Source organism: Vreelandella subterranea, assembly GCF_900111305.1.
GTDB classification, from domain to species: Bacteria; Pseudomonadota; Gammaproteobacteria; order Pseudomonadales; family Halomonadaceae; genus Vreelandella; species Vreelandella subterranea.
The window spans coordinates 26,283-49,071 of record NZ_FOGS01000002.1 but is presented as its reverse complement, the minus strand read 5'-3'; the positions used below and the strand labels follow the sequence as shown (position 1 = coordinate 49,071).

19 protein-coding genes are annotated in these 22,789 nt (G+C 58.9%); 18 read left to right on the top strand and 1 reads right to left on the bottom strand.

What is annotated here, in order from left to right; all coding sequences use genetic code 11:
• Window positions 1-15: 15 nt before the first annotated feature.
• The 11 genes from rpoE to acpS all read left to right on the top strand — a co-directional run bounded on the left by rpoE (window position 16) and on the right by acpS (window position 10,059).
• Entirely contained in the window at window positions 16-615 is a 600-nt protein-coding gene (gene rpoE / locus BMX75_RS03070) for an RNA polymerase sigma factor RpoE (protein ID WP_066320008.1), read from the top strand.
• 190 nt (window positions 616-805) lie between these two features.
• Window positions 806-1,567, top strand: coding sequence for a sigma-E factor negative regulatory protein (locus BMX75_RS03065; protein ID WP_092825180.1), 762 nt, complete (start codon window positions 806-808; stop codon window positions 1,565-1,567).
• 148 nt (window positions 1,568-1,715) lie between these two features.
• Window positions 1,716-2,171: a SoxR reducing system RseC family protein gene (locus BMX75_RS03060; RefSeq protein WP_175474686.1), complete on the top strand. Its 456-nt coding sequence runs from the start codon at window positions 1,716-1,718 to the stop codon at window positions 2,169-2,171.
• A 63-nt stretch (window positions 2,172-2,234) separates the two neighbouring features.
• Window positions 2,235-3,659, top strand: a complete 1,425-nt coding sequence (locus tag BMX75_RS03055; protein ID WP_092825176.1) for a DegQ family serine endoprotease — start codon at window positions 2,235-2,237, stop codon at window positions 3,657-3,659.
• A gap of 186 nt (window positions 3,660-3,845) precedes the next feature.
• A complete protein-coding gene (gene lepA / locus BMX75_RS03050; RefSeq protein ID WP_066320015.1) occupies window positions 3,846-5,660 on the top strand; it encodes a translation elongation factor 4 in 1,815 nt (604 codons plus the stop codon).
• Between the two features lie 15 nt (window positions 5,661-5,675).
• Window positions 5,676-6,470 carry a signal peptidase I gene (lepB, locus tag BMX75_RS03045; RefSeq protein WP_092825174.1) on the top strand — a complete coding sequence of 265 codons (795 nt, stop codon included), beginning with the start codon at window positions 5,676-5,678 and terminating at the stop codon, window positions 6,468-6,470.
• A gap of 61 nt (window positions 6,471-6,531) precedes the next feature.
• Window positions 6,532-7,224 (top strand): ribonuclease III, encoded by a 693-nt coding sequence (gene rnc, locus BMX75_RS03040; RefSeq protein WP_092825172.1) that lies wholly within the window; start codon window positions 6,532-6,534, stop codon window positions 7,222-7,224.
• On the top strand, window positions 7,221-8,120 hold the full coding sequence (gene era, locus BMX75_RS03035) for a GTPase Era (RefSeq protein WP_092825170.1): 900 nt from the start codon (window positions 7,221-7,223) through the stop codon (window positions 8,118-8,120). Before rnc ends, era begins: the two co-directional genes overlap by 4 nt.
• 8 nt (window positions 8,121-8,128) lie before the next feature.
• Window positions 8,129-8,821 carry a DNA repair protein RecO gene (recO, locus tag BMX75_RS03030; protein WP_092825168.1) on the top strand — a complete coding sequence of 231 codons (693 nt, stop codon included), beginning with the start codon at window positions 8,129-8,131 and terminating at the stop codon, window positions 8,819-8,821.
• A 32-nt stretch (window positions 8,822-8,853) separates the two neighbouring features.
• On the top strand, window positions 8,854-9,678 hold the full coding sequence (gene pdxJ / locus BMX75_RS03025) for a pyridoxine 5'-phosphate synthase (protein ID WP_092825166.1): 825 nt from the start codon (window positions 8,854-8,856) through the stop codon (window positions 9,676-9,678).
• A gap of 3 nt (window positions 9,679-9,681) precedes the next feature.
• Window positions 9,682-10,059 (top strand): holo-ACP synthase, encoded by a 378-nt coding sequence (gene acpS / locus BMX75_RS03020; protein ID WP_092825164.1) that lies wholly within the window; start codon window positions 9,682-9,684, stop codon window positions 10,057-10,059.
• Between the two features lie 60 nt (window positions 10,060-10,119).
• Here acpS and BMX75_RS03015 read toward each other — a convergent pair whose 3' ends face one another.
• Complete coding sequence (locus tag BMX75_RS03015) at window positions 10,120-12,816, bottom strand: ATP-binding protein (protein ID WP_092825162.1); 2,697 nt, start codon at window positions 12,814-12,816, stop codon at window positions 10,120-10,122.
• Between the two features lie 92 nt (window positions 12,817-12,908).
• Between BMX75_RS03015 and cysM the strand changes: the two genes are divergently transcribed.
• The 7 genes from cysM (at window position 12,909) to rluF (ending at window position 22,783) form a co-directional block, all read left to right on the top strand.
• Window positions 12,909-13,805, top strand: a complete 897-nt coding sequence (gene cysM, locus BMX75_RS03010; RefSeq protein ID WP_066320041.1) for a cysteine synthase CysM — start codon at window positions 12,909-12,911, stop codon at window positions 13,803-13,805.
• A complete protein-coding gene (locus BMX75_RS03005; protein ID WP_092825160.1) occupies window positions 13,806-15,206 on the top strand; it encodes a TRAM domain-containing protein in 1,401 nt (466 codons plus the stop codon).
• A gap of 60 nt (window positions 15,207-15,266) precedes the next feature.
• Window positions 15,267-17,549, top strand: a complete 2,283-nt coding sequence (relA, locus tag BMX75_RS03000; protein WP_092825158.1) for a GTP diphosphokinase — start codon at window positions 15,267-15,269, stop codon at window positions 17,547-17,549.
• Window positions 17,549-18,391 (top strand): nucleoside triphosphate pyrophosphohydrolase, encoded by an 843-nt coding sequence (gene mazG / locus BMX75_RS02995; protein WP_092825156.1) that lies wholly within the window; start codon window positions 17,549-17,551, stop codon window positions 18,389-18,391. The genes relA and mazG overlap by 1 nt, the downstream gene beginning before the upstream one ends.
• 34 nt (window positions 18,392-18,425) lie before the next feature.
• Window positions 18,426-21,074: a phosphoenolpyruvate carboxylase gene (ppc, locus tag BMX75_RS02990; RefSeq protein ID WP_092825154.1), complete on the top strand. Its 2,649-nt coding sequence runs from the start codon at window positions 18,426-18,428 to the stop codon at window positions 21,072-21,074.
• 71 nt (window positions 21,075-21,145) lie between these two features.
• Window positions 21,146-21,691 (top strand): DUF924 family protein, encoded by a 546-nt coding sequence (locus tag BMX75_RS02985; RefSeq protein WP_092825152.1) that lies wholly within the window; start codon window positions 21,146-21,148, stop codon window positions 21,689-21,691.
• A 36-nt stretch (window positions 21,692-21,727) separates the two neighbouring features.
• A complete protein-coding gene (rluF, locus tag BMX75_RS02980) occupies window positions 21,728-22,783 on the top strand; it encodes a 23S rRNA pseudouridine(2604) synthase RluF (protein ID WP_092825150.1) in 1,056 nt (351 codons plus the stop codon).
• Window positions 22,784-22,789 lie beyond the last annotated feature (6 nt).

Genomic DNA, 22,789 nt, shown 5'->3' with positions numbered 1-22,789 from the left:
GGGGGGAGCGTGTGAATGGGCACTCATGAAACAGACCAACAGCTCGTTGAACGTGCCCAAAAAGGCGATACACGCGCATTTGATCTGCTGGTCAAGAAATACCAGCATAAAATTATTGGCCTGATTGGGCGCTATGTCCATGACCATGCCGAAGTTCACGACGTTGCTCAAGAAGCCTTTATCAAGGCCTATCGGGCGCTGGGAAAGTTTCGCTCGGAAAGCGCCTTTTACACCTGGATGTATCGCATCGCGATCAACACGGCCAAAAATCACCTGGTGTCCCGTGGGCGGCGCCCACCCGGTAGCGATCTGGATATATCCGACGCCGAAATCGTCGACCAAAGCGGCCGCCTGGCGGATGCCGAGTCGCCTGAAGCATCGATTGCCCGTGACCAGCTCGAAGCTGCGGTTTACGAGGCGATCGAAAAGCTGCCGGATGATTTGCGCACCGCGATTACGCTGCGTGAGCTCGACGGGCTGGCCTACGAAGATATCGCCCAGGTGATGCAGTGCCCGGTAGGGACGGTGCGTTCGCGCATTTTTCGTGCTCGCGAAGCCGTTGACGAACATATTCGCCCACTGGTGTCCACGGCACGGAACAGCCGCGATGATTAATGGTCAATGTGGGTAGATTAAACGCTAATGGCGAAAAATGACTGATCACCGTGAACTGTTTGGTGCCATCATCGTCAAAGCCATTACATTCCCAATGGGAAGCGACAGTGAAGCAGCCGGTGAATCAGCGTAAAAGCAACCTATTACGATGGCATCAGCGCTTCTTCTCAACAGTGTGAGGGTGTGAAGTATGAGTCAAAACACACGGGAGTCACTTTCGGCATTAATGGATGGCGAAAGTGATGAGCTTGAATTGCGCCGAGTGTTGAAGGCACTACCGAACGATGATGATGCCGCTGATACCTGGCGACGCTACCATCTGGCGCGTAGCATGATGCGGCGCGAACGGGACGTGGACATGAGCGTTGACCTTTCCGCTGGTGTTATGGCGCGCCTGCAGGATGAACCCGCACCCACGTCGAAAGACGACTCGACGGCCACTCGCAGTGCTGGAAGCGTTTCCTTCGCGCGTGGCGCTGGCGTGGCAGCGGCGGTTTCGCTGATGGTGATTACCGGCGTTCAGTTCTTCGGCAACAGTGGCGTCACCGTCGATCAGAGCGGTAACGAAGGGGTGGCATCCAGCTCTGCGCCTGCTTCTAACCAGGTCCAGCCGGTCAATCTTGCCACGACACCGGCGGTCTCCGGTGGTCAGGCGGCGGGCGCTGGGCAAGCTGGGCAAAACGAGATGCCCATGTTCGAGCAGACCCCTTTCCGCATGAATGCTCAAGCCTCGGGTAGCGGGCTGATGAATGTCAGTGAAGGCGGCTTTGCCGGTCCTGGTTCTCAGCAAAGCGTGTCGGCCCAGCAGGGGACTAACATCGACATCGAGCAGCTACGCATGCTGCAGTCTTACCTTGAGCAGCAAACCCAAAGTGCAACGGGTCATCAAGCCGATCAAGGATCGACATTGATGCGGTCCGCCGGTGTGACAGAGCCCTTGGGCCAACGCTGATCAGCAAGCCGAGCGGCGAACATGGAAAGTGATAAATGGACGTTGAAAAGAGCCTCTCTCTATTTCAACGTCCATTTTTTATGGATACGGTTCTGGCGAGCGCTCCTTGGGCGATGACTGTGTGGCGAGGTGTATGGAGAGGGCAGTGATGCCGATATCAGCGAGCAAGACATTTATTGAGCGCCAGGCACGCGTGGTGGGCTACCACGACAAGGGAATTGTCGTCGAAGTGAGAGCATCGGCTGGCTGCACTCAATGTGCGAAGGGCCAAGGCTGTGGGGCGGGGCTTCTCTCGCGTCCCCGCGCGTGGCAGTTGGAAATAGACCTGCCGCCATCTTCCCGCGGAGAGCCCTTGCCCCCCGTGGACAGCGAGGTAACGGTGGCAATGCAAAAAGCCTCGATAACACAGTTGACGGGGTTGATCTATGGGTTGCCGCTTTTGATGGGGTTGGTGGTCGCCGCCATCGGGAGTGTGGTAAGTGATTCGACCTGGCTTGCCCCAGGGCTTTTTTTTGGTGTCTTGATGTGTGGCATGGTCGGCCTTAAATATGTGTTAGGTCAGCGAGCAGAGTTTTTCCGCCCGCAATTGATCGACGCACCGTGATGGATGGCTCGCTGCGAGCTGTATCAACTTGGCATGGTAGTGTTTTTAAGTAGGAGTTCTTGCATGAAGCGCTTAATGGTTTCCTCGACGTTGTGGGTCTGCTTTGTCTTATTGTTCGCTTTGGGGCAAAGCGCCCATGCCCGGGATCTGCCCGACTTTACCGGTCTCGTTGAAGACGCCGCGCCCGGTGTGGTCAATATTTCCACCAGCCGCACGGTGCAACGCGGCGGGCCTTCCTTTGACAATTTTGGCGGCCAAGAGATACCCGAGATATTTCGTCACTTCTTTGGCGATAATTTCGGTGATCGTTTCCCGTCACCTCCAGGTAGCGGTCGGGGGCGCACAGAAGAGCGCCAATCACTGGGCTCTGGCTTCATTATCAGTGAAGACGGCTACGTGATGACCAATGCTCACGTGGTGCAGGATGCCGATGAAATTCTGGTGCGTTTGAACGACCGCCGTGAGCTGACCGCCGAGCTTATCGGTAGTGACCCGCAAACCGATGTGGCGCTTTTGAAGGTGGAAGCAAGCGGTTTGCCCACGTTACAGCTCGGCGATTCCGACGCGCTTCGCGTTGGTGAGTGGGTGGCGGCGATAGGCTCGCCTTTCGGGTTCGACCATTCGGTGACCGCCGGCATTATCAGCGCGATCAACCGCACGCTTCCGCGGGATGCCTACGTGCCGTTCATTCAAACCGATGTGGCGATCAACCCCGGTAATTCCGGTGGCCCGCTGTTCAATCTCGATGGCGAAGTCATCGGTATCAACTCGCAGATATTCACGCGTAGCGGCGGGTTCATGGGCGTTTCCTTCGCCATCCCGATCAACGTCGCGATGGATGTGGCCGACCAGCTTCGCGAAGATGGGTACGTCAACCGTGGCTGGTTGGGGGTGATGATACAGCCCGTATCCCGTGACCTGGCCGAATCATTTGGCATGGAAGAGGCCGAGGGCGCGCTCATCGCTGACCTTGACCCCGAAGGGCCAGCGGCTAAAGGCGGGCTTCAGGCAGGCGATGTGATTCTCGAAGTCAACGGCGAAACCGTGGACCGCTCGAGCAGCCTGCCGCGTCTGATTGGCCGTGTCGCGCCGGGCAATGAAGTGGATCTGTTGCTGATGCGCGATGGAGAAGAGCGCAGCGAGTCGGTCGAGCTGGGTAGCTGGCCCAATGCTGAACAAGCGGCTGTACCATCGTCGTCCAACGATAGTCAGGTACGCCTGGGTGTTTCGGTGGCCGAAATTGACCAGGAAACCCGTGAGCAACTTAACCTGCAAGGCGGCGTCATCGTCCGTGAAGTAGCGCCCGGTAGCGTGGCAGCCCGCGCCGGTCTACGTGTGGGTGATGTGCTGGTGAGCCTGGACCATCGCAGTTTGACGTCGCCTGAAGAGCTGCGTCGCATTGTCGAGGAGTTGCCCACCGACCGAGCGATTCCGCTACGCCTCTATCGTGATGGACGCTCGCTCTTCGTGGCGCTGCGCTTTGAGTAACTGATTAACCTCTCTATAACGGCAGTCCGTTTTCACTAAGCGGGCTGTCGTTTTTTTTGCTCTTTCTTTTGCACATAGCACCGGGACCGTCGTAACGGTACAATGGCGTCAAATTTCTACTGCGTATACCACAGCAAGATTGTTAACCGTACATGGTTGCGTACATATACCGGATAAAAACGGCCAATGACCCAAGAAACAGTTAGCAAAATCAAGCACATCAGAAACTTCTCGATCATCGCGCACATTGATCACGGCAAATCCACCCTATCAGACCGGTTGATTCAAACCTGTGGTGGATTAACCGAGCGCGAATTGAAAGAACAAGTGCTTGACTCGATGGATATCGAACGCGAGCGTGGCATTACCATCAAGGCTCAGTCGGTCACCCTGGACTACACCGCGTCCGACGGGCAGGTCTACCAGCTCAACTTTATCGATACGCCCGGCCACGTCGACTTTTCTTATGAAGTGTCTCGCTCGCTTTACGCCTGCGAGGGCGCGCTGCTGGTTGTCGATGCCGCTCAGGGGGTGGAAGCCCAATCGGTTGCCAACTGCTACACCGCCGTTGAACAGGGGCTGGAAGTCTTGCCGGTGCTGAATAAAATCGACTTGCCCCAGGCCGACCCCGATCGGGTGGCTCAGGAAGTCGAGGAGATCATCGGCATCGATGCGACCGATGCCTGTCAGGTGTCCGCTAAAAGCGGGCTTGGCATCGATGAGCTGTTAGAACGTCTGGTACGCGATATACCGCCCCCCAAAGGCGACCCTGACGCCCCCTTGCAGGCGCTGATTATCGACTCGTGGTTCGATAACTACCTTGGGGTTGTGTCCTTGGTTCGGCTTTTTGACGGCACGCTGCGCAAAGGCGACAAGATCCGCATCAATTCCACAAACAGGGATTGGAATACCACTGAAGTGGGCATTTTTACGCCGCTGCGCAAGCAGACCGATATTCTGCGTGCTGGTGAAGTGGGCTTTATCGTAGCGGGTATCAAAGACATTCACGGTGCTCCTGTGGGTGATACCATCACGCATACCAAAACACCGGATGTGCCCAGGCTGCCAGGCTTTAAAAAGGTCAAGCCGCAGGTGTATGCCGGTATATTCACCGTCAATTCCGATGACTATGAAGATTTTCGCGATGCGTTGGAAAAGCTGGCACTCAACGATGCGTCGCTCGAATACGAACCGGAAAATTCAGACGCGCTCGGTTTCGGTTTCCGGGTGGGGTTTCTTGGCACCCTCCACATGGAGATCATCCAGGAGCGCCTGGAACGTGAATACGATCTGGACCTGCTGACCACCGCCCCCACGGTGGTCTACGAGCTGTCCATGAAAAATGGCGATCTCCTTTACGTATCGAACCCCTCCAAGCTGCCCGACATGGCCGACGTCGAGCAGATGCGCGAACCCGTTGTGCGGGCAAGCATTCTGGTACCCCAGGAATTTGTCGGGAATGTGATTTCCGAGTGTGAACTGCGCCGCGGCACCCAGCTGGACATGCAGTTTCTCGGCAACCAGATCCAATTGACCTACGAATTACCGATGTCTGAAGTCGTGATGGACTTTTTTGATCGGTTGAAGTCTATTTCACGTGGTTACGCGTCGCTTGAATATAATTTTGAGCGTTTTGAAATGGCCCATCTGGCTCGCCTGGACGTGCTGATTAACGGTGATAAAGTGGACGCCCTCGCGGTGATTATTCACCGCGATCACGCCCACTCGCGTGGTCGACTGCTGGTGGAAAAAATGAAAGAGCTGATTCCCCGGCAAATGTATGACGTGGCGATTCAGGCCGCTATCGGGGGGCAGGTGGTGGCGCGCTCTACTGTCAAAGCACTGCGCAAAAACGTGACGGCAAAATGTTACGGCGGTGATGTCAGCCGTAAGAAAAAGCTGCTGGAAAAACAGAAAGCGGGTAAGAAACGCATGAAGCAGGTCGGTCGGGTGGAGATCCCCCAGGAAGCCTTCCTTGCTGTACTCAAGGTTAACGACTAAGGAAGACGTCCACCCATGGATTTTGCATTACTGCTGGTACTTGCCGTTGCGCTTTCTGGCGTTATCTATTTGCTGGATGTGGTCTGGCTGCGTCCCAGGCGTCAGGAGCGTGTCGAGCGCGCCGACGCCAGCACCCAGGAAGGGCTGGACCCGGCCACCCGTGAAAAGCTGCTTAAAGAGCCATGGCCGGTCGATTATTCGCGCTCATTCTTCCCGGTATTGCTGGTCGTGCTGGTGGTGCGCAGCTTTGTCGTTGAGCCGTTTCAAATTCCTTCCGGGTCGATGCGTCCGACGCTTGAAGTGGGCGACTTCATTCTGGTCAACAAGTTCGCTTATGGCCTGCGTCTACCGGTCGTCAACACGCGGTTCCTTGAAGTCGATGACCCTGAGCGGGGCGATGTCATGGTGTTTCGCTTCCCTGAAGAGCCTTCGGTCAACTTCATCAAGCGCGTGGTAGGCCTGCCTGGTGACCGGATTCGCTATGAAGACAAGCAGCTGTTCATCAATGGCGAACCGGTTCCCAAGGAACTGATGGAAGAGAGCGCCAGCCAGCAGCCGCTATTTGAAGAGCGTCTAGGTGACGTTGAGCATTATATCTATAACAACCCCCGTGATCCCGGGCCGCAGATGCGTGAGGTGGAGGTGCCCGAAGGTCACTATTTCACCATGGGCGACAACCGCGACCACTCCAATGACAGCCGTTACTGGGGGTTTGTGCCTGAAGACAATATTGTCGGGCGCGCCTTCGCCGTCTGGATGCACTGGGATGGCGGGCTGCCGAGCTTTACCGACGTACGCCGCATCGAGTAATGAAACCAATCGTCATGTATAACCATTTATTTTTAGTCAACGTCAATGACGTAGGGGCCCCGTGAGTACTTCGTTAACCGCTTTTTGCCGACGCATTGGTCATACCTTCGGTGATCTTACACTGATAGAGCTGGCCATGACCCACCGCAGTTATGGCGGTCGCAATAATGAGCGCCTGGAATTTCTGGGCGATTCCATCGTCAATTTCGTGATTGCGGAAGCGCTCTATGAGCGCTTTCCCCAGGCCCGTGAAGGTCAGCTATCGCGCCTGAGGGCGCGCCTGGTCAAAGGGCAGACGCTGGCTGAACTGGCCAGGGAAATGACGTTTGGCGAGTGCTTGCGGTTAGGTTCAGGCGAAATGAAAAGCGGCGGGCATCGCCGGGAATCGATCCTGGCGGATGCGGTAGAAGCGGTGATCGGTGCCATCTATTTGGATGCAGGCATGGATGCCGTTCGCGAGCGGGTCCTGTCGTGGTACGCCGAACGGCTGGCGGGTATCTCGCTGCAGGACACCCAGAAAGACCCCAAAACACGGCTGCAGGAATTCCTTCAGTCGCGACAGGCGGCGCTACCCCGCTACGAAGTGGTTAGCGTCAAGGGGGAGGCTCATGCCCAGATGTTCACTGTGGAATGTTACATTGATCTGCTGAGCGAGCACACGACAGGCAAAGGCCCCAGCCGTCGCCACGCAGAACAGCAAGCCGCTGAAGAAGCGCTTGCCCACCTTGAAAAACGTCCTGGAGACAATGCATGAGCCAGTCCTGTGGATTCGTTGCGATTGTCGGCCGCCCCAACGTCGGCAAATCCACCTTGATGAACCGTATTCTGGGGCAGAAAATTTCGATTACCTCCCGGCGGCCGCAGACCACACGCCACCAGGTGATGGGGATCAAGACGGAAGGCGACGCCCAGTTTATCTACGTCGATACGCCGGGCATGCATATCATGTCCAAGGATCGCAATAAAGCCATCAACCGGTTCATGAACCAGGCGGCGACCCAGGCCCTACGGGACGTTGACTGCGTGGTGTTCATTATTGACCGCACCCGCTGGACCGATGAAGACCAGGCGGTGCTTAAACGCCTTGAACACGTCAAGGCGCCTATCATTCTCGCGGTCAACAAGGTGGATCGACTCAACGACAAAGGTGACCTGCTGCCTTGGCTTGCCGAGGTTGGCGCGCGCCGGGAATTTGCCGCCATTGTGCCCATTTCCGCCAAGCACGGCACCCAGGTGGATACCCTCGAAGAAGAGGTTGCCAAATATCTTCCTGAAAGCATTCACTATTTCCCCGAAGACCAGATTACCGACCGTAGCCTGCGGTTCATGGCGGCTGAGCTGGTGCGGGAAAAAGTCATGCGCCAGTTGGGTGACGAGTTGCCCTATCAGATGACCGTGGAAATTGAAGAATTTCGCGAAACCGAACGCGTGACCCATATCAGTGCGCTGATTCTGGTGGAACGTCAGGGGCAGAAAGTCATTTTGATTGGTGAAAACGGCGAGCGCATCAAGAGCATTGGTCGTGAGGCGCGCCTGGACATGGAGCGTGCGCTGGGAACCAAAGTCATGCTGAACCTGTGGGTCAAGGTAAAGCGCGGCTGGTCAGACGATGAACGCGCGCTTAAGAGCCTGGGCTACGATCTCGATTGAGCATGGCAATGTCGGCGGAGCCGGCCTTCCTGCTGCACCGAAGGCCATACCGCGAAACCAGTGCGCTGGTGGATCTGTTGACACTCCACCATGGCCGCATCCGAGCGGTCGCCCAGGGCGGTCAGCGACCCACGTCAAAATCGCGTCAGCGGCTCCAGCCTTTTACCCCCCTTCATGTGACCTGGCGGGGCGAACGTGAGCTCAAGCGGCTGCACCTGATGGAGTCGCGGGGAGCAACAGCGCTGCTGGCTGGGGAGGGCCTGCTGTGCGGGTTTTACGCCAACGAGATTGCGACTCGCCTGCTGCCGCTGGAACTGCCCGCAGGCAATGTCTTTGCCTTTTACACCGCCTTGCTGGAGGCGCTGCCGATGCCTGCCGCCCGTGCGCTGGCGCTGCGCCGTTACGAATGGTCACTGCTGGAGGTCCTGGACGCCACGCCACGCTTCTGCACCCCTGACGGTGGCGCGCTCGACCCTCAGGCCCAGTACCGATTCGATGCCGCCAGCCGGGCGTTCATCCCGGCCGCCAAAGGGCTGGACGGTCGCACCCTACGCTATATTGATCAACATGACTGGCAGGAACCGACGCTTGCCAACGCGTTGAAGGCCGTCATGCGCGCCGCGCTGGCGCCGCATCTGGGGACCACTGCATTACGCTCCCGGGAATTGATGCGCGATCTTGCCCAGCGTCGCCAACGTTAGGTAATCATCCTTTATAAAACTGGAGGCCATTTATGCATCCCCCCCGGATACTGTTAGGCGTCAACATCGATCATATTGCCACGCTGCGTCAGGCACGCGGCACCCGCTATCCGGATCCCGTTCAGGCCGCGCTGTTAGCCGAAGAGTCGGGCGCCGACGGCATTACCGTGCACCTGCGCGAAGATCGGCGCCATATCCAACTGCGCGACGTGAAGCTGCTGGCCGAGGTGCTCAATACGCGCATGAACCTGGAGATGGCGGTCACGGAAGAGATGCTGACGCTGGCCGAGGACATTCGTCCGGCCCATGTATGCCTGGTCCCCGAGAAGCGCGAAGAATTGACCACGGAAGGCGGTCTCGACGTGGTGGGAGGCTTCGACGCCGTGGCCAGTGCCTGCCAGCGACTGGCGGCAGCCGGTTGCGAAGTGTCGTTATTTATCGATCCTGACGCGGACCAGATCGACGCAGCGCAGCGGGCGGGCGCACCGGTCATTGAGTTGCACACCGGAGCGTATGCCGAGGCGCACCCCGGCAGCGAGACAGCCACGGCCGAGTACCAGCGGTTAACCGCTGCCGCCACGCATGCGGTATCGCTTGGGCTTGTGGTCAATGCCGGTCATGGGTTGCATTACCACAATGTGGAAGCCATCGCGGCGTTGCCGGGTATCAACGAGTTGAATATCGGTCACGCGATTATCGCACGTGCGCTGTTTGTAGGCCTGAAAGATGCCGTTGCCGACATGAAGCGGTTGATTATCGCGGGTCAGGAAGCCGGTCTGATGGCGGCGCTGGATGCCCATGATCATGAACACGAGGAGCAGCACGGTCATGGGCATGATGGCTGCTGTGGGCACTGATCCGTGATCGTCGGTATTGGCTCCGATATCGCCCGGATCGAGCGTTTTGAGCGGGCCTTGGAGCGTCACGGACCGCGTTTCGCGCTGCGTATCCTGGGCCCTGAAGAGCACGCCGTGTGGCAGCAGAAAGCCCATCCGGTCGCCTTTCTGGCCAAGCGGTTTGCGGCCAAAGAGGCCTTTGTCAAGGCGCTGGGCCTGGGGTTGCGGCATGGGCTTCAGTGGCGCGATATCCAGGTGTTCAACGATGCGCTGGGCAAACCCTACTTCGACCTCCAGGGGACGGCTGCCGAGAAAGCGTCAGTCGCCGGGGTGAACGCCTTGCACATCACGTTAAGCGATGAAGATGCCTATGCCATTGCTTTTGTGGTCCTGGAAAGCTAAGTGGTCCTGCAAAGCTAAGTGATCTTGGAAAGCTAAGTGGTCTTGGAAAGCTAGGTCGTCCTAGCCAAGCGTGCCCCGCTGGGCAATGAGTTTGTCCATGGCCCGGTAAAGGTCGTTGATGAGGCTTTCCGCGTGGTCCAGCCCGCTGGTGCGCAGCCGTGTCTCCAGGGTCTCGACAATCAGTGCCAACTCGGGGGTCCCGCAGTAGCGGCTGGCGCCGTTCAGGTCGTGGACGCTGTCCAGCAGCGCCTCGATGTTGCGCTGCTGATAGGCAGCCTCCATGGCTTGCCGTGTGGCGGGCAGGCTGTCGATCAGGCGCTTGATCTGGGCCCGTGCAATGTCATCCTTGCCCCCGGCCAGGCGCGCACCCAGCGTCAGGTCGATCACCGGTAAGGTGGCGGATGTGGATGTTTCGCTGGGCGGTTTTTTAGTTGGCTGGGGCGCTGAATCCGGCGTGTCAATGCCCAGGAACCGGTTGAGCAACTGGTTCAAGTCATGCTCGTCGATCGGCTTGACAATCACGTCGTCCAGCCCTTCGGCCAGCCAGCGTTGACGTTCACTGTTCAACGCGTGCGCGGTCACCGCAATGATCGGACAGCGACTCCAGGCATTGCTGATGCGTCGCAGCGTCCGGGTGGCTTGCACGCCATCCATCTCCGGCATGCGGATATCCATGAGTACCATGTCGAACGTCTGCTCCCGACCCATCTCGATCGCTTCATGGCCACTTGCCGCCATGGTAATGTGCCTGTCGGGCCCCTCCAATAATGCACTCAGCAGTTGCCGGTTGGAGGTATTGTCGTCGACGACCAATAATCGATACCCCTCATTGGCAGCAGGTAACGCCGGAAGAGGCGCACTTTGGAGGGCGCGGGTTTCGCTGACCGGTACCAATAGGTGCGTCAGCGAGGCAGCCAGTTGCGAGCGGGTAAATGGCTTGCAAAGCAGCTCGCCTTTGAACGGAAAATCGAGTTTAGGCAGTTCAAAGCTTGATCCGTTTACCAGCACCAGTGCGGGGCACTCGGCGGCACGGATGATGCCCTGCCAGTGGCTGAGTGCCTTGGGCTGTAGATCATCCTGGTCAAGACTGATGAGCAGCAAATCGCAGGCAGCGTTCCCGGACAGCGCAACCGGCATTGCGCCCCAGCGTTCCAGCAGGTGATCCAGTACATTCCTGGTGGTGGTGTGGGGTTCGTGAACGCCGACGATCGGGCCGTCAAGGTGCAGCTCTGGGCTGCGTTCGCCGGCGTGGGTGGCCTGGAGGGGCAGGGTGAAAGAGAACGTCGAGCCTTTATTGAGTTCGCTCTCGACGCTGATCTCGCCCCCCATGCGGTGAATGAGCTGACGACAGATGGTCAAGCCGAGCCCGCTGCCGCCAAACTGCCGGGGGTGGCTGGGTTCGGCCTGGGAAAAGGCACTGAACAGCTGTTGCTGGTGCTCTTCGCTCAGGCCAATGCCTGTATCGCTGACGCTGATATTCAGCACGACATGCTTACCCGCGTAGTGCTCCAGCATGACCCTGACGACCACATCGCCCTGCTGGGTAAACTTGAGGGCATTGCTGAGCAGGTTGTTGAGCACCTGGTGGAGCCTGAGCGGGTCGCCGCTGAGTGGTGTGGGGACATCGTCGTACACCATGGCCACCAGGTGGAGGTGTTTACGTTGAGCCTCGGGAGCATGCAGGCCGAGCACCTCATCAACCAGGGTCACGATGTCGATGTCGGCTTCTTCCAGGGTTAGCCGGTTGGCTTCCAGCTTGGAAAAGTCGAGGACATCGTTGACCAGCATGAGCAGGTTATCGCAGGCCCTGTGCACGTGCTGCAACCAATCGCGCTGGCGGTCATCCAGGGACGAACGGCCCAGCAGTCGACAGAATCCGATGATTCCGTTCAGCGGCGTACGGATCTCGTGACTCATGTTGGCGAGAAACTCGGACTTCACCGTATTGGCACGCACCGCGCTACGGTGGGCCAGGTCGAGCTTGATATTCTGCTCTTCGATGGTCTCCATGGATTCCTGGAGTTCGCTGGTCGCCTGTTCGATTTGCGCTTGCATGTCATGTTTGGCGCTTTGGAGGTGATGGGCCAGCGCATTGATCTGTTGGGCCAACTGGTTCAGTTCGACGGCGTTATGTGACATCGCCGTTTGCTCATAATCCCCCCGCGACAGGCGATAAAGTGCATGATTTGCCTCTTCGATCGGCCGCGTGACATAGCGGCTGATCGCAAAGGCAATCAAGAACAGGCAGAGCCCGAGCAGCATGCCTCCCAGGCTTAAACTGGCAATCATCTGATAGCGGGCAAGGTTTAGTGAGTAGGTGTCTATCGTGGCCTCGAGCCACCCCGCTCGTGTGGGAGATTCGTTACCGGTTGTCGGCGCTTCCAGGGGAACTTGCAAGCGCCATCCATCATCAGTGGTGACCAGCTGTGTGGTATTGGGATATGACGAGAGCGATGATGCTGAGTTGGTGCGTCCGCGCACCAGCAGACGGTTGTTCTGGTTATCGAAGATGGTGACTGAGCTGACGCTCTGCTGCGCCAGGAAAGTGCCAACATGGGTGTCCAGCTGATCAATATCTGTCTCTAGCAGTGCCTCCGCCATGCGAGGGGCCAGGGAGTGGCTGGCGCTTACAATGCGCTCCTCCAGCAGCGCGTGGGCTTTTTGGTCGTTTTGGATGACGAGCAGTATCGCCATGCAGGCATAGACCACGAGCGGAAGGCCAAGCAGCGCAAAAAGAAGTCGCGTGTTCAAAGACATGAAAGCAGCCTGCTGATTCAAGAGGGTTACCTGTCCAGTGTACGTTAGCACCGATATAATGTAGGTAACGATCACGATAAGGAATTGATGCGATGGATTATCCCACGTTAGAAGAGGTGGTTGGCAACACGCCGTTGGTGCGTCTGAAGCGCATCAGCGCGGGGCGCAACAATACCCTCCTGGCGAAACTGGAAGGTAACAACCCGGCGGGGTCGGTGAAAGACCGGCCCGCGTTGTCGATGCTCAGTGAGGCAGAAGCACGCGGTGATATCACCCCCGGCGACACCCTGATCGAAGCCACATCGGGCAATACCGGGATTGCCCTGGCGATGGCTGCTGCCATCAAGGGCTATCGCATGGTGCTGATAATGCCCGAGAGCGCCTCCGAGGAACGCAGGCAGGCCATGGCCGCCTTCGGCGCGGAGCTGGTGTCGGCAAGCAAGGAAGGCGGTATGGAAGAAGCGCGGGATATTGCCGACGGCATGATCGCTCGGGGTGAGGGCAAGCCGCTCAACCAGTTCGCCAACCCGGACAATCCGCTGGCCCACTATCGGACGACAGGCCCTGAAGTCTGGCGGCAGACGGGCGGCGAAGTAACCCATTTTGTCAGCTCCATGGGGACAACCGGCACCATCATGGGGGTATCGCGCTATCTGAAAGAGCAGAATCCGGCGATTCAGATTGTCGGCCTGCAGCCCGCCGACGGGGCGAGCATCCCAGGGATCCGGCGCTGGCCGCAGGAATATCTGCCCGCCATCTTTGAAGCCCCGCGGGTGGATACCACCCTGGATATTGCCCAGCATGAAGCCGAAGAGCACATGCGGCGCCTGGCGCGTGAAGAGGGGATCTTCGCGGGCGTCTCCTCGGGGGGGAGCCTGGCAGGGGCGCTGCGTATTGCCGAGCAGGTAGAAAATGCCGTGATCGTGTTTATCGTCTGCGACCGGGGAGATCGCTACCTCTCCACGGGCTTGTTTGCCCCGGAGGTATAGATGGCCATGTTGGGAAAACGGCGACCGCCGCGCCCCGCGTCGGGGCATTCCGGGCTGGCACGCCAACCCGCGGCAAAATCGTCGAATCAGGCGCCGCAAGCGACAAGCGCGCTGGTGGTAGAGCGCCTGGCGCATGACGGACGCGGGGTGGCTCACAACGCCGAGGGCAAAACGGTCTTTATCGACCAGGCACTACCCGGCGAGCACCTCGAAGTTGCGGTTCACCAGACACGCAAGCGCTATGACGAAGCCCACGTCAAACAACGGCTGACCTCCGCGGCGCAGCGTGTTTCGCCGCCTTGCCCGCATTTCAGCCATTGCGGCGGCTGCGATTTGCAGCACATGACCGTGGCCTCGCAGCGCGAGCATAAAAGGGAAGTAGTGCGTGATTTAATGGCTCGCCAGGGAATCGAGCTGGGCGAGGTCGAATCGCTGCACGATGATGTGCAGGGCTACCGCCGCCGTGCACGCCTGGGCGTCAAAGTCGATGGCGACGGCCATGCCCTGTTAGGCTTTCGAGCGGCCCACTCTCACAGACTGATCGACATCGAACGCTGTATCGTCCTGGTCGATGGCCTGCAAGCGCTGATCGCTCCGTTGCGCGAGCTGTTGGCAACGCTGGATGCGCCGCGCCAGGTGGGCCACATCGAATTGCTGGCGACCGACAGTCAGCGGGTGGTTCTGGTTCGTCAATTGAAAGCCAATCCGGCGGACGCCGAGCGCTGGCAGGCGTTTGCTGATCATCATCACGTCGCTTTGGGTACCTGGTTGGGGCGTGAGAGCCCGACGCTGCACTGGCATGGTGCGCCGCCGGTACTGGAAGAGACCCTCGATATACCTGATGGAAAGGCGTTGACGCTGCATTTTGCGCCCGGTGACTTTCTACAGGTCAACGCCGCCGTGAACCAGCAGATGGTCGATACCGCCATGCGCTGGCTGGCACCTTCTCCCGGCCAACGGACGATGGACCTGTTTGCCGGTATCGGTAACTTCAGTCTGCCAATGGCCGCGGCCGGGGCGGAGGTACATGCCGTGGAAGGCAGTCCTGCCATGGTCGAGCGCCTTGCGGATAATGCCCATCTAAACCGACTTGATGTGACGGGCCAGCAGGCGGATCTGAGCGATCCGGATACCGTCGCCTCGCTGCTCGAGGCTGTGGATCTGCAGGCACTGGTGCTCGACCCGCCACGCAGTGGGGCCGAGGTCATTTGCCAAGCGCTGGCACGCAGTCCGGTTGCCAGGGTAATGTATATTTCCTGTGATCCCGCCACGCTTGCCCGTGATGCGGCACACCTTGTGCATGCAGGTTACCGCATCAATCACGTCGCAGTGGCCGACATGTTCATGCACACTGCACATATGGAAACGCTGATGCTGTTTGAACACACAAAGTGTGCCTAAAACGTCGTTAGCCTCGGCAGCGGTATCGCAAACCGCTGCCTCGAATGGATGAGAATCGTCATGGTAAAAGTGCGTGAAGACCAGCCGCTAACCGACAGCGGAACGGTGGACTTGCAGAAATGGTTATCTCGCCTGCAAGAAGACGTGCGTCTTCCCGAACCCGAGCGTTTGCGCGAGGCCTGTGAGCTTGCTCAAACCCTGGAGCTCGATGCGCCCAGGTCGCACCGTGTGTGGCTGACGCCGGGGTCCAGCTTCCGCATGGGCCTTGAAATGGCCGACATCCTGGGGGAACTCAAGCTCGACCAGTCAACGCTTGAAGCCGCGGTGCTCTACCGTGCGGTGCGTGAAGGCCTGTTGAGCCTGGAGGGGGTTACCAAGCGCTTTGGCAATGAGGTGGCCAACCTCATCGACGGTGTCTTGCAGATGGCCGCAATCAGCTATCCGCTGGCCCCCAACCATGGCATGGGTCAGCACAACCAGCAGGAAAACCTGCGCAAGATGCTGGTCAATATGGTCGGCGATGTGCGCGTGGCGCTGATCAAAATTGCCGAGCGTACCTGTGCCCTGCGCCAGGTCAAAGATGCGCCCCGGGAAAAGTGCCAACAGGTCGCCCGGGAAGTGGCCGATATCTACGCGCCGCTGGCGCACCGTCTGGGTATCGGGCAGCTCAAGTGGGAGCTGGAAGACCTGTCGTTTCGTTACCTCCACGAAGAAGAATACAAAGCGATTGCCAAGCTGCTGGCAGAAAAGCGCCTCGACCGGGACCGCTATATCAACGATGTGGTCGAGACCTTGAAAGGCTTGATGGAAGCTCAGAACATCCATCATTACGATGTTGATGGGCGCGCCAAGCACATCTATTCGATCTGGCGCAAAATGAAGCGCAAACGGATCGATTTCTCCCAGGTTCATGACGTGCGCGCCGTGCGTATTCTGGTCCCCGAAGTGACCGACTGCTACACGGTATTGGGCATCGTCCATTCCCGTTGGCATCACGTACCCAACGAGTTTGACGACTACATCGCCAACCCCAAGAAAAACGGCTACCAGTCACTGCACACGGCCGTGATGGGGCCGGAAAACAAGGTGCTGGAAATTCAGATTCGCACCTTTGCGATGCACGACGAAGCTGAGCTTGGCGTCTGTGCCCATTGGCGCTACAAGGGCCACGATACCAACGCCAAAAGCCGCAGCTACGAAGAAAAGATCGCCTGGTTGCGCCAGGTGCTCGAATGGCAGGACGAGGTGGGCGGCTTTGGCGACCTGCGCGAAGGGCTTTCAAGCGATGTCGCCCCGGATCGTATCTATGTGTTTACCCCCGATGGTCATGTCATCGACCTGCCGCGGATCGCCACGCCTATCGATTTTGCCTATCGGGTGCACACTGAAATTGGACACCGCTGCCGCGGGGCCAAGGTCAATGGCCGTATCGTGCCGCTTACCTACAAGCTGAAATCCGGTCAGCAGGTCGAGATCCTTACCGCGACGAAAGGCGGGCCAAGCCGGGACTGGCTTAACCCAAGCCTTGGCTATGTGCGCACCTCCCGGGCCCGGGCGAAGATCCAGGCCTGGTTCAAGTACCAGGCACGCGACCAGAACCTGGAGGAAGGGCGCGTTCTGTTTGATCGCGAAATGCGCCGCCTGGATGTCGACGGGCTCGATCTGCCCAAGCTGGCCAAAGCGGTTAATTACCAGACACCGGATGACATGTACGCCGCACTGGGGGCGGGTGACTTGCGTATCGGACAGGTGCTTCACCAGGCCCAGCAGCTGTTTGGTGAAACCGATGACCAGGAACAGCTCGACCGACTGCTCGCCAAGCCCAAGCCCAAGCGCCAGTCCAGCAAGGCGACCAAAAGTGACATTACCGTGCTGGGGGTCGGCAACCTGAAAACCAGCATGGCCAACTGCTGTCGGCCGGTTCCCGGCGAGCCTATCGTCGGTTTCATTACCCAGGGTCGCGGCGTGACGGTGCATCGCCAGGACTGCAGCAATATCCTGCAATTGCGCCTGGACGAACCCCAGCGCATTATTGAAGTCGAGTGGGGCGAGCGCGCCGAGACGCGCTATCCGGTGACCATCGAGATCCAGGCCTGGGACCGTTCGGGCCTGTTGCGCGACGTCACGGGCCTGTTGGGCAACGAAAAAGTCAACGTGCTGGCGGTGAACACGCTGACCGACACCGACGAAGGCATTGCCCGGCTGCGTATTACCCTGGAAGTCGATGGCCTGGAAGCGCTGGGGCGGCTTTTCTCGCGTATTCAGCAATTGCCCAATGTGACCGAGGTGCGTCGCCTGCGCGACACCGATCCGGACAAGACAACGCGGGGAGGCGGGGCCTGATGCGATATTCGCTGGATGATTTGCTAACCCTGATGCAGGTACTGCGTGACCACGAACAGGGTTGCCCCTGGGATATCAAGCAGGACTGGGACAGCATTGTGCCCCACACCCTTGAAGAAGCGTATGAGGTGGCCGATGCCATCGAACGACGCGCTTTTGACGAGCTGCCCGGCGAGCTGGGTGACCTGTTGTTTCAAGTGGTTTACTACGCCCAGTTCGGAGCGGAAGAGCAGCGCTTCGACTTCCACGACATTGTCGATACGCTAACGGCCAAGATGCTGCGTCGCCACCCGCATGTCTTTCCCGATGGCACCTTGAGTTCACGTCGCCCACCGGGGGTAAGTGCCGAGGATGTGCAGACCCAGCAGGTGAATAGCCGCTGGGAATCGTTAAAAGCCGCAGAGCGTGATGAAAGGGCAGGTGCCGACAGCGCCAGTGCGGCTGCCTCGGTGCTTGACGACGTGCCACGCACCCTGCCAGCGCTCAGCCGAGCGGCCAAGCTTTCCAAACGCGCGGCACGCGTAGGCTTTGACTGGCCGGATTCGCAGGGCGTGCTGGCCAAGATCCGCGAAGAGCTCGATGAAGTGGAAGAGGCCCTCGCCGCTGGCGACAGCGTCCACGCTCAGGAAGAAGTGGGCGACCTATTGTTTGCCGTCACTAATTTAGCACGCACCATGGGTGCCAACCCCGAGCAGTGCCTGCGTAACACCAATGCCAAATTCGAACGCCGCTTTCGTTTTGTCGAGCGTGAGCTGGAAGCGGCGGGGCGGCCATTGACGGATGCCTCTCTAGACGAGATGGAAAGTCACTGGTTGGCGGCCAAAGCCGAAGAAACCCATTGATTGAATTCCGCGACCCCTGCAAGGAGGCCACGCCATGAGTCATGACCTACACGAATCGCTACGCGATAACGTGCGTATTCTGGGCGACAGCCTGGGGCGAACCATTGCCGATGATCTAGGCCAATCGTTTGTCGATAAAATCGAAACCATTCGCGCCCACGCCAAGCAGGGACGGCAGGGTGATTCGCTACAGCAACGCAACTTGATCGAATACCTGCGCCAACTGCCCGAGCAGGATTTGCTGCCCGTCACCCGTGCCTTTAACCAGTTTCTCAACCTCGCCAACATTGCCGAGCAGCACTATCGGGCGCGTTTCCGCCGCGTTGAAGACTATAAGCCAGGCTCGCAGCCGGTGCTTGGCGAGCTGCTCAAACGCGCCGAGCAGGCAGGCAACTCGCCGCGCAAGCTGGTCGAGAGCCTTGCCAATATGCGGGTTGAGCTGGTGCTCACCGCGCACCCCACCGAAGTCATTCGACGCACGCTGATTCAAAAGTACGATGCCATCGATGACTGCCTGACGGCCATTGAAGGCTCTGATGACTACCCGGAGCGTGGTGCCCGCGCCCAGGGGCGGCTGGAGGAGTTGATCAGCCAGGCCTGGCACACCGACGAGATCCGCCACGAGCGGCCCACTCCGGTGGATGAAGCCAAGTGGGGCTTTGCCGTGATTGAAAATTCGCTGTGGCAGGCGGTGCCTGACTTTCACCGGGATCTCGACAACCTGCTGCTGGAAACGGCCGGCGAACGTCTACCGCTGGATGCTGCGCCCATTCGCTATGCCTCCTGGATGGGGGGTGACCGGGATGGCAACCCGAATGTCACGGCAAAGGTCACCAAGGAAGTGCTTTTGTTGGGCCGTTGGATGGCGGCGGACCTTTACCTGCGCGACCTTGAACAGCTCAAGACCGAACTCTCCATGTGGAAGGCCAATAGTGCCCTCAAGGCTGAGGCGGGCGATGTGGCCGAGCCTTACCGCGAAGTACTTAAACGCCTGCTGGCGAAAATGGAGTCCACCCGCGACTGGGCCAAGGCCGAACTGGAAGGGCGGAGCCATGACGGCGGGGCGATTATCGAAACCCGCGATCAGCTGTATGCCCCCTTGCTGGCCTGCTATCGCTCACTGTGCGACGTAGGCCTGGATACCATCGCCAATGGCGCGCTACTGGACACCCTGCGCCGCGTCGCGGTCTTCGGCGTCACGCTGACCAAGCTAGACCTTCGCCAGGAAGCCAGCCGTCATGCCCAGGTCATGGAAGAACTGACGGATACCCTGAATCTTGGCCACTATCGCGAGTGGGATGAAGCCCAGCGTCAGGAATTTTTACTGGCTGAACTTGAATCGCGGCGGCCGCTGATCCCGCGCCGCTGGGAGTGTTCGGCGGAGTCCCGCGAGGTGCTGGATACCTTCAAGGTGATCGCCCAGGAGCACTCTGAAGCACTGGGTACCTATATCATCTCCATGGCCGCTGAACCCTCCGATGTGCTTACCGTGGCGCTGTTGATGAAGGAAACCGGTGGCAACGTGACGCTGCCCATCGCGCCGCTGTTCGAAACCCTTAACGACCTGGATCATGCAGGCGACGTGATCGACCAGCTCTTGGCGCTGCCGGGCTATCGCAAGCTGATGCGCAAGGGCCAGGAGGTGATGATCGGCTATTCAGACTCTGCCAAGGATGCCGGGCAGCTGGCCGCCGCCTGGGCGCAGTACCGGGCCCAGGAGTCGCTGGTCAATGTGTGCGAGCGCCACTGTGTCGACCTGACCCTGTTCCATGGCCGTGGTGGCACCGTTGGTCGTGGCGGCGGCCCCGCCCACGCGGCGATTCTTTCCCAGCCGCCGGGGTCGGTGAACGGCAGTTTAAGGGTGACCGAACAGGGCGAGATGATTCGCTTCAAGTTTGGCCAGCCCGATATTGCGCTTCGTTCCATGGAGATTTATGCCTGTGCCGTGCTTGAAGCCACGCTGCTGCCGCCGAGAGCACCGGAGCCACACTGGCGCGAAGAGATGGACCAGCTTTCCAGCGTCGCCCACGCCGCCTATGTCGGCGTTGTGCGCGAAGACCCGGATTTTGTACCCTACTTCCGTTCGGTGACGCCGGAAGGCGCGCTGGGCAGGCTACCGCTGGGCTCCCGGCCAACCAAGCGCCGCCAGGACGGTGGGGTGGAAACCCTGCGGGCGATTCCGTGGATTTTCGCCTGGACGCAAATTCGCCTGATGCTGCCCGCGTGGCTGGGTAGCGGCGAGGCGTTCTCGCGTCGGCTTGAGCAGCCGGGCGGGCGCGAGGTGCTGCAGGAAATGCGCAACGAGTGGCCGTTCTTCGGCACCTACCTCGATATGCTGGAAATGCTGCTGGCCAAGGCCGACGTGGCGATTGCCGCCTATTACGAGCACCGCTTGGTGGATGAGCCCTCGTTGAAGGCATTGGGTAAGCAGCTGCGCGAGCGGTTCGCGCGACTGGAAGAGTCCGTACTGGATATTCTGCAGCAGGAGGAACTGCTCGAAAATACGCCGCTGATTCGTCAGGCGATCGATGTGCGTAACCCCTATATCGATCCGCTCCACGGCTTGCAGGCGGAGTTATTGCAGCGTAACCGTGATGCTGATGGTGCGATTAGCGCTGACCTGTCTCGAGCGCTGATGGTTACCATGGCGGGGATCGCGGCTGGCCTGCGTAATACAGGTTAGGCAACGCCCGCGAGTTCCTTTTATCACCACAACCCTTTGTTACAACACTTTGTTACAACAAGGAGGCGTCAATGCTCTCGGATGTTCAAGCGGTGCTCGACTTCTGGTTTGAGGCCTTGACGCCTGCGCAGTGGTTTAAAAAAGATCCCGAGATGGACCAGGCGATTCGGGAACGGTTTGGCACCCTGCATGCCCAGGCGGCTCAGTGCGAGTGTTACGCCTGGCGGCAGACGCCCCGAGGACGGCTTGCGGAGATCATTGTGCTGGATCAGTTCTCCCGCAATATCTACCGCGACGACGCCCGTGCCTTCGCCACCGATACCTTGGCGCTGGCGCTGGCTCAGGAAGCGGTGGCCGCTGGTGCCGATGCGTCGCTTTCCAGTGAGCAGCGGGCGTTTCTGTATATGCCCTATATGCATAGCGAATCGGCGGCGATTCACGAGCGGGCGGTGGCGCTGTTCAACCAGCCGGGGTTGGAGAAAAACTTCGACTTTGAAGTCCGCCACAAGGCGATTATTGATCGCTTCGGCCGCTACCCGCACCGTAATGCGCTGCTGGGGCGAGTTTCTACCGACGAGGAGCTGGCGTTTCTGAAGCAGCCCGGGTCGTCTTTTTAAGCGTTTTCTTTATCCCTTTCAGCCACATGGCGTTCTATGACGTTACGAAAATCTACCCGTATCAACAAATATATCAGCGAAAGCGGCCTGTGCTCACGGCGGGAAGCCGACCGCTATGTGGAGCAGGGCAACGTCTGGATTAACGGACGCCGCGCGACGACAGGCGACCAGGTGGTGGCAGGCGACCGGGTCAAGGTGAACGGCCAGGATATCGAGCCCCAGGAAGAGGAAGATCTCGTCCTCATTGTGCTCAATAAGCCGGTGGGTATTGTCTGTACCACTGAGCCAAGCGAAAAAGACAACATTGTCGATTTTGTAAAACACGGCACGCGCATTTTCCCCATTGGTCGGCTGGATAAGGACTCCCAGGGGCTGATTTTGCTCACCAACAATGGCGACCTGGTGAACAAGATATTGCGGGCCAACAACCACCATGAAAAGGAATACCGGGTAACGGTCAACAAACCGATTACCGATGACTTCATTCAAGGGATGCAGAACGGGGTACCCATCCTCGGTCAGGTCACCAAGAAATGCCACGTGGAAAAAGTATCCACCTTCGAGTTCACGATAACGTTGGTGCAGGGATTGAACCGTCAGATTCGCCGCATGTGTGATTATTTCGGCTATGACGTCACCCAGCTCATTCGCACGCGCATCATGAATGTATCGCTCAAGGGCCTGGCGCTGGGCGACTGGCGCGACTTGACCCCGAAAGAGATCGCGAAGATTGAGGCGTTAACCGCCAGTTCAGAGGCCAAGCCTGCGCCCTCGTCTGCGCCAAAGCGTTCGGGCAGACAGAATAAATCTCGGCAAAATGCCGCTGGCGCGCCGGGCAAGCGTGGCGGTAAAGCCGGTGACAAAGCGCCGAGCAAAGAGGCGGGAAAAGGGGCTGGAAAAGCGGCGGGAAAACGCACTGCCAGCGGGTCAGGGCGGCCCAAGGCCAAAAGCGCTGGCGGCAAACCAGCGCTTAAAGGCAAGTCAAGTGGCGTGCCTTCTGGCAGGAAGGCGACCGGACGAGGCAAGCCCGTCAAAGGCAGTGGTGGCAAAAACAAGCCGATGAAGGGAAAGTCTCCCTCGCGCCGAAAGTAATAGCGC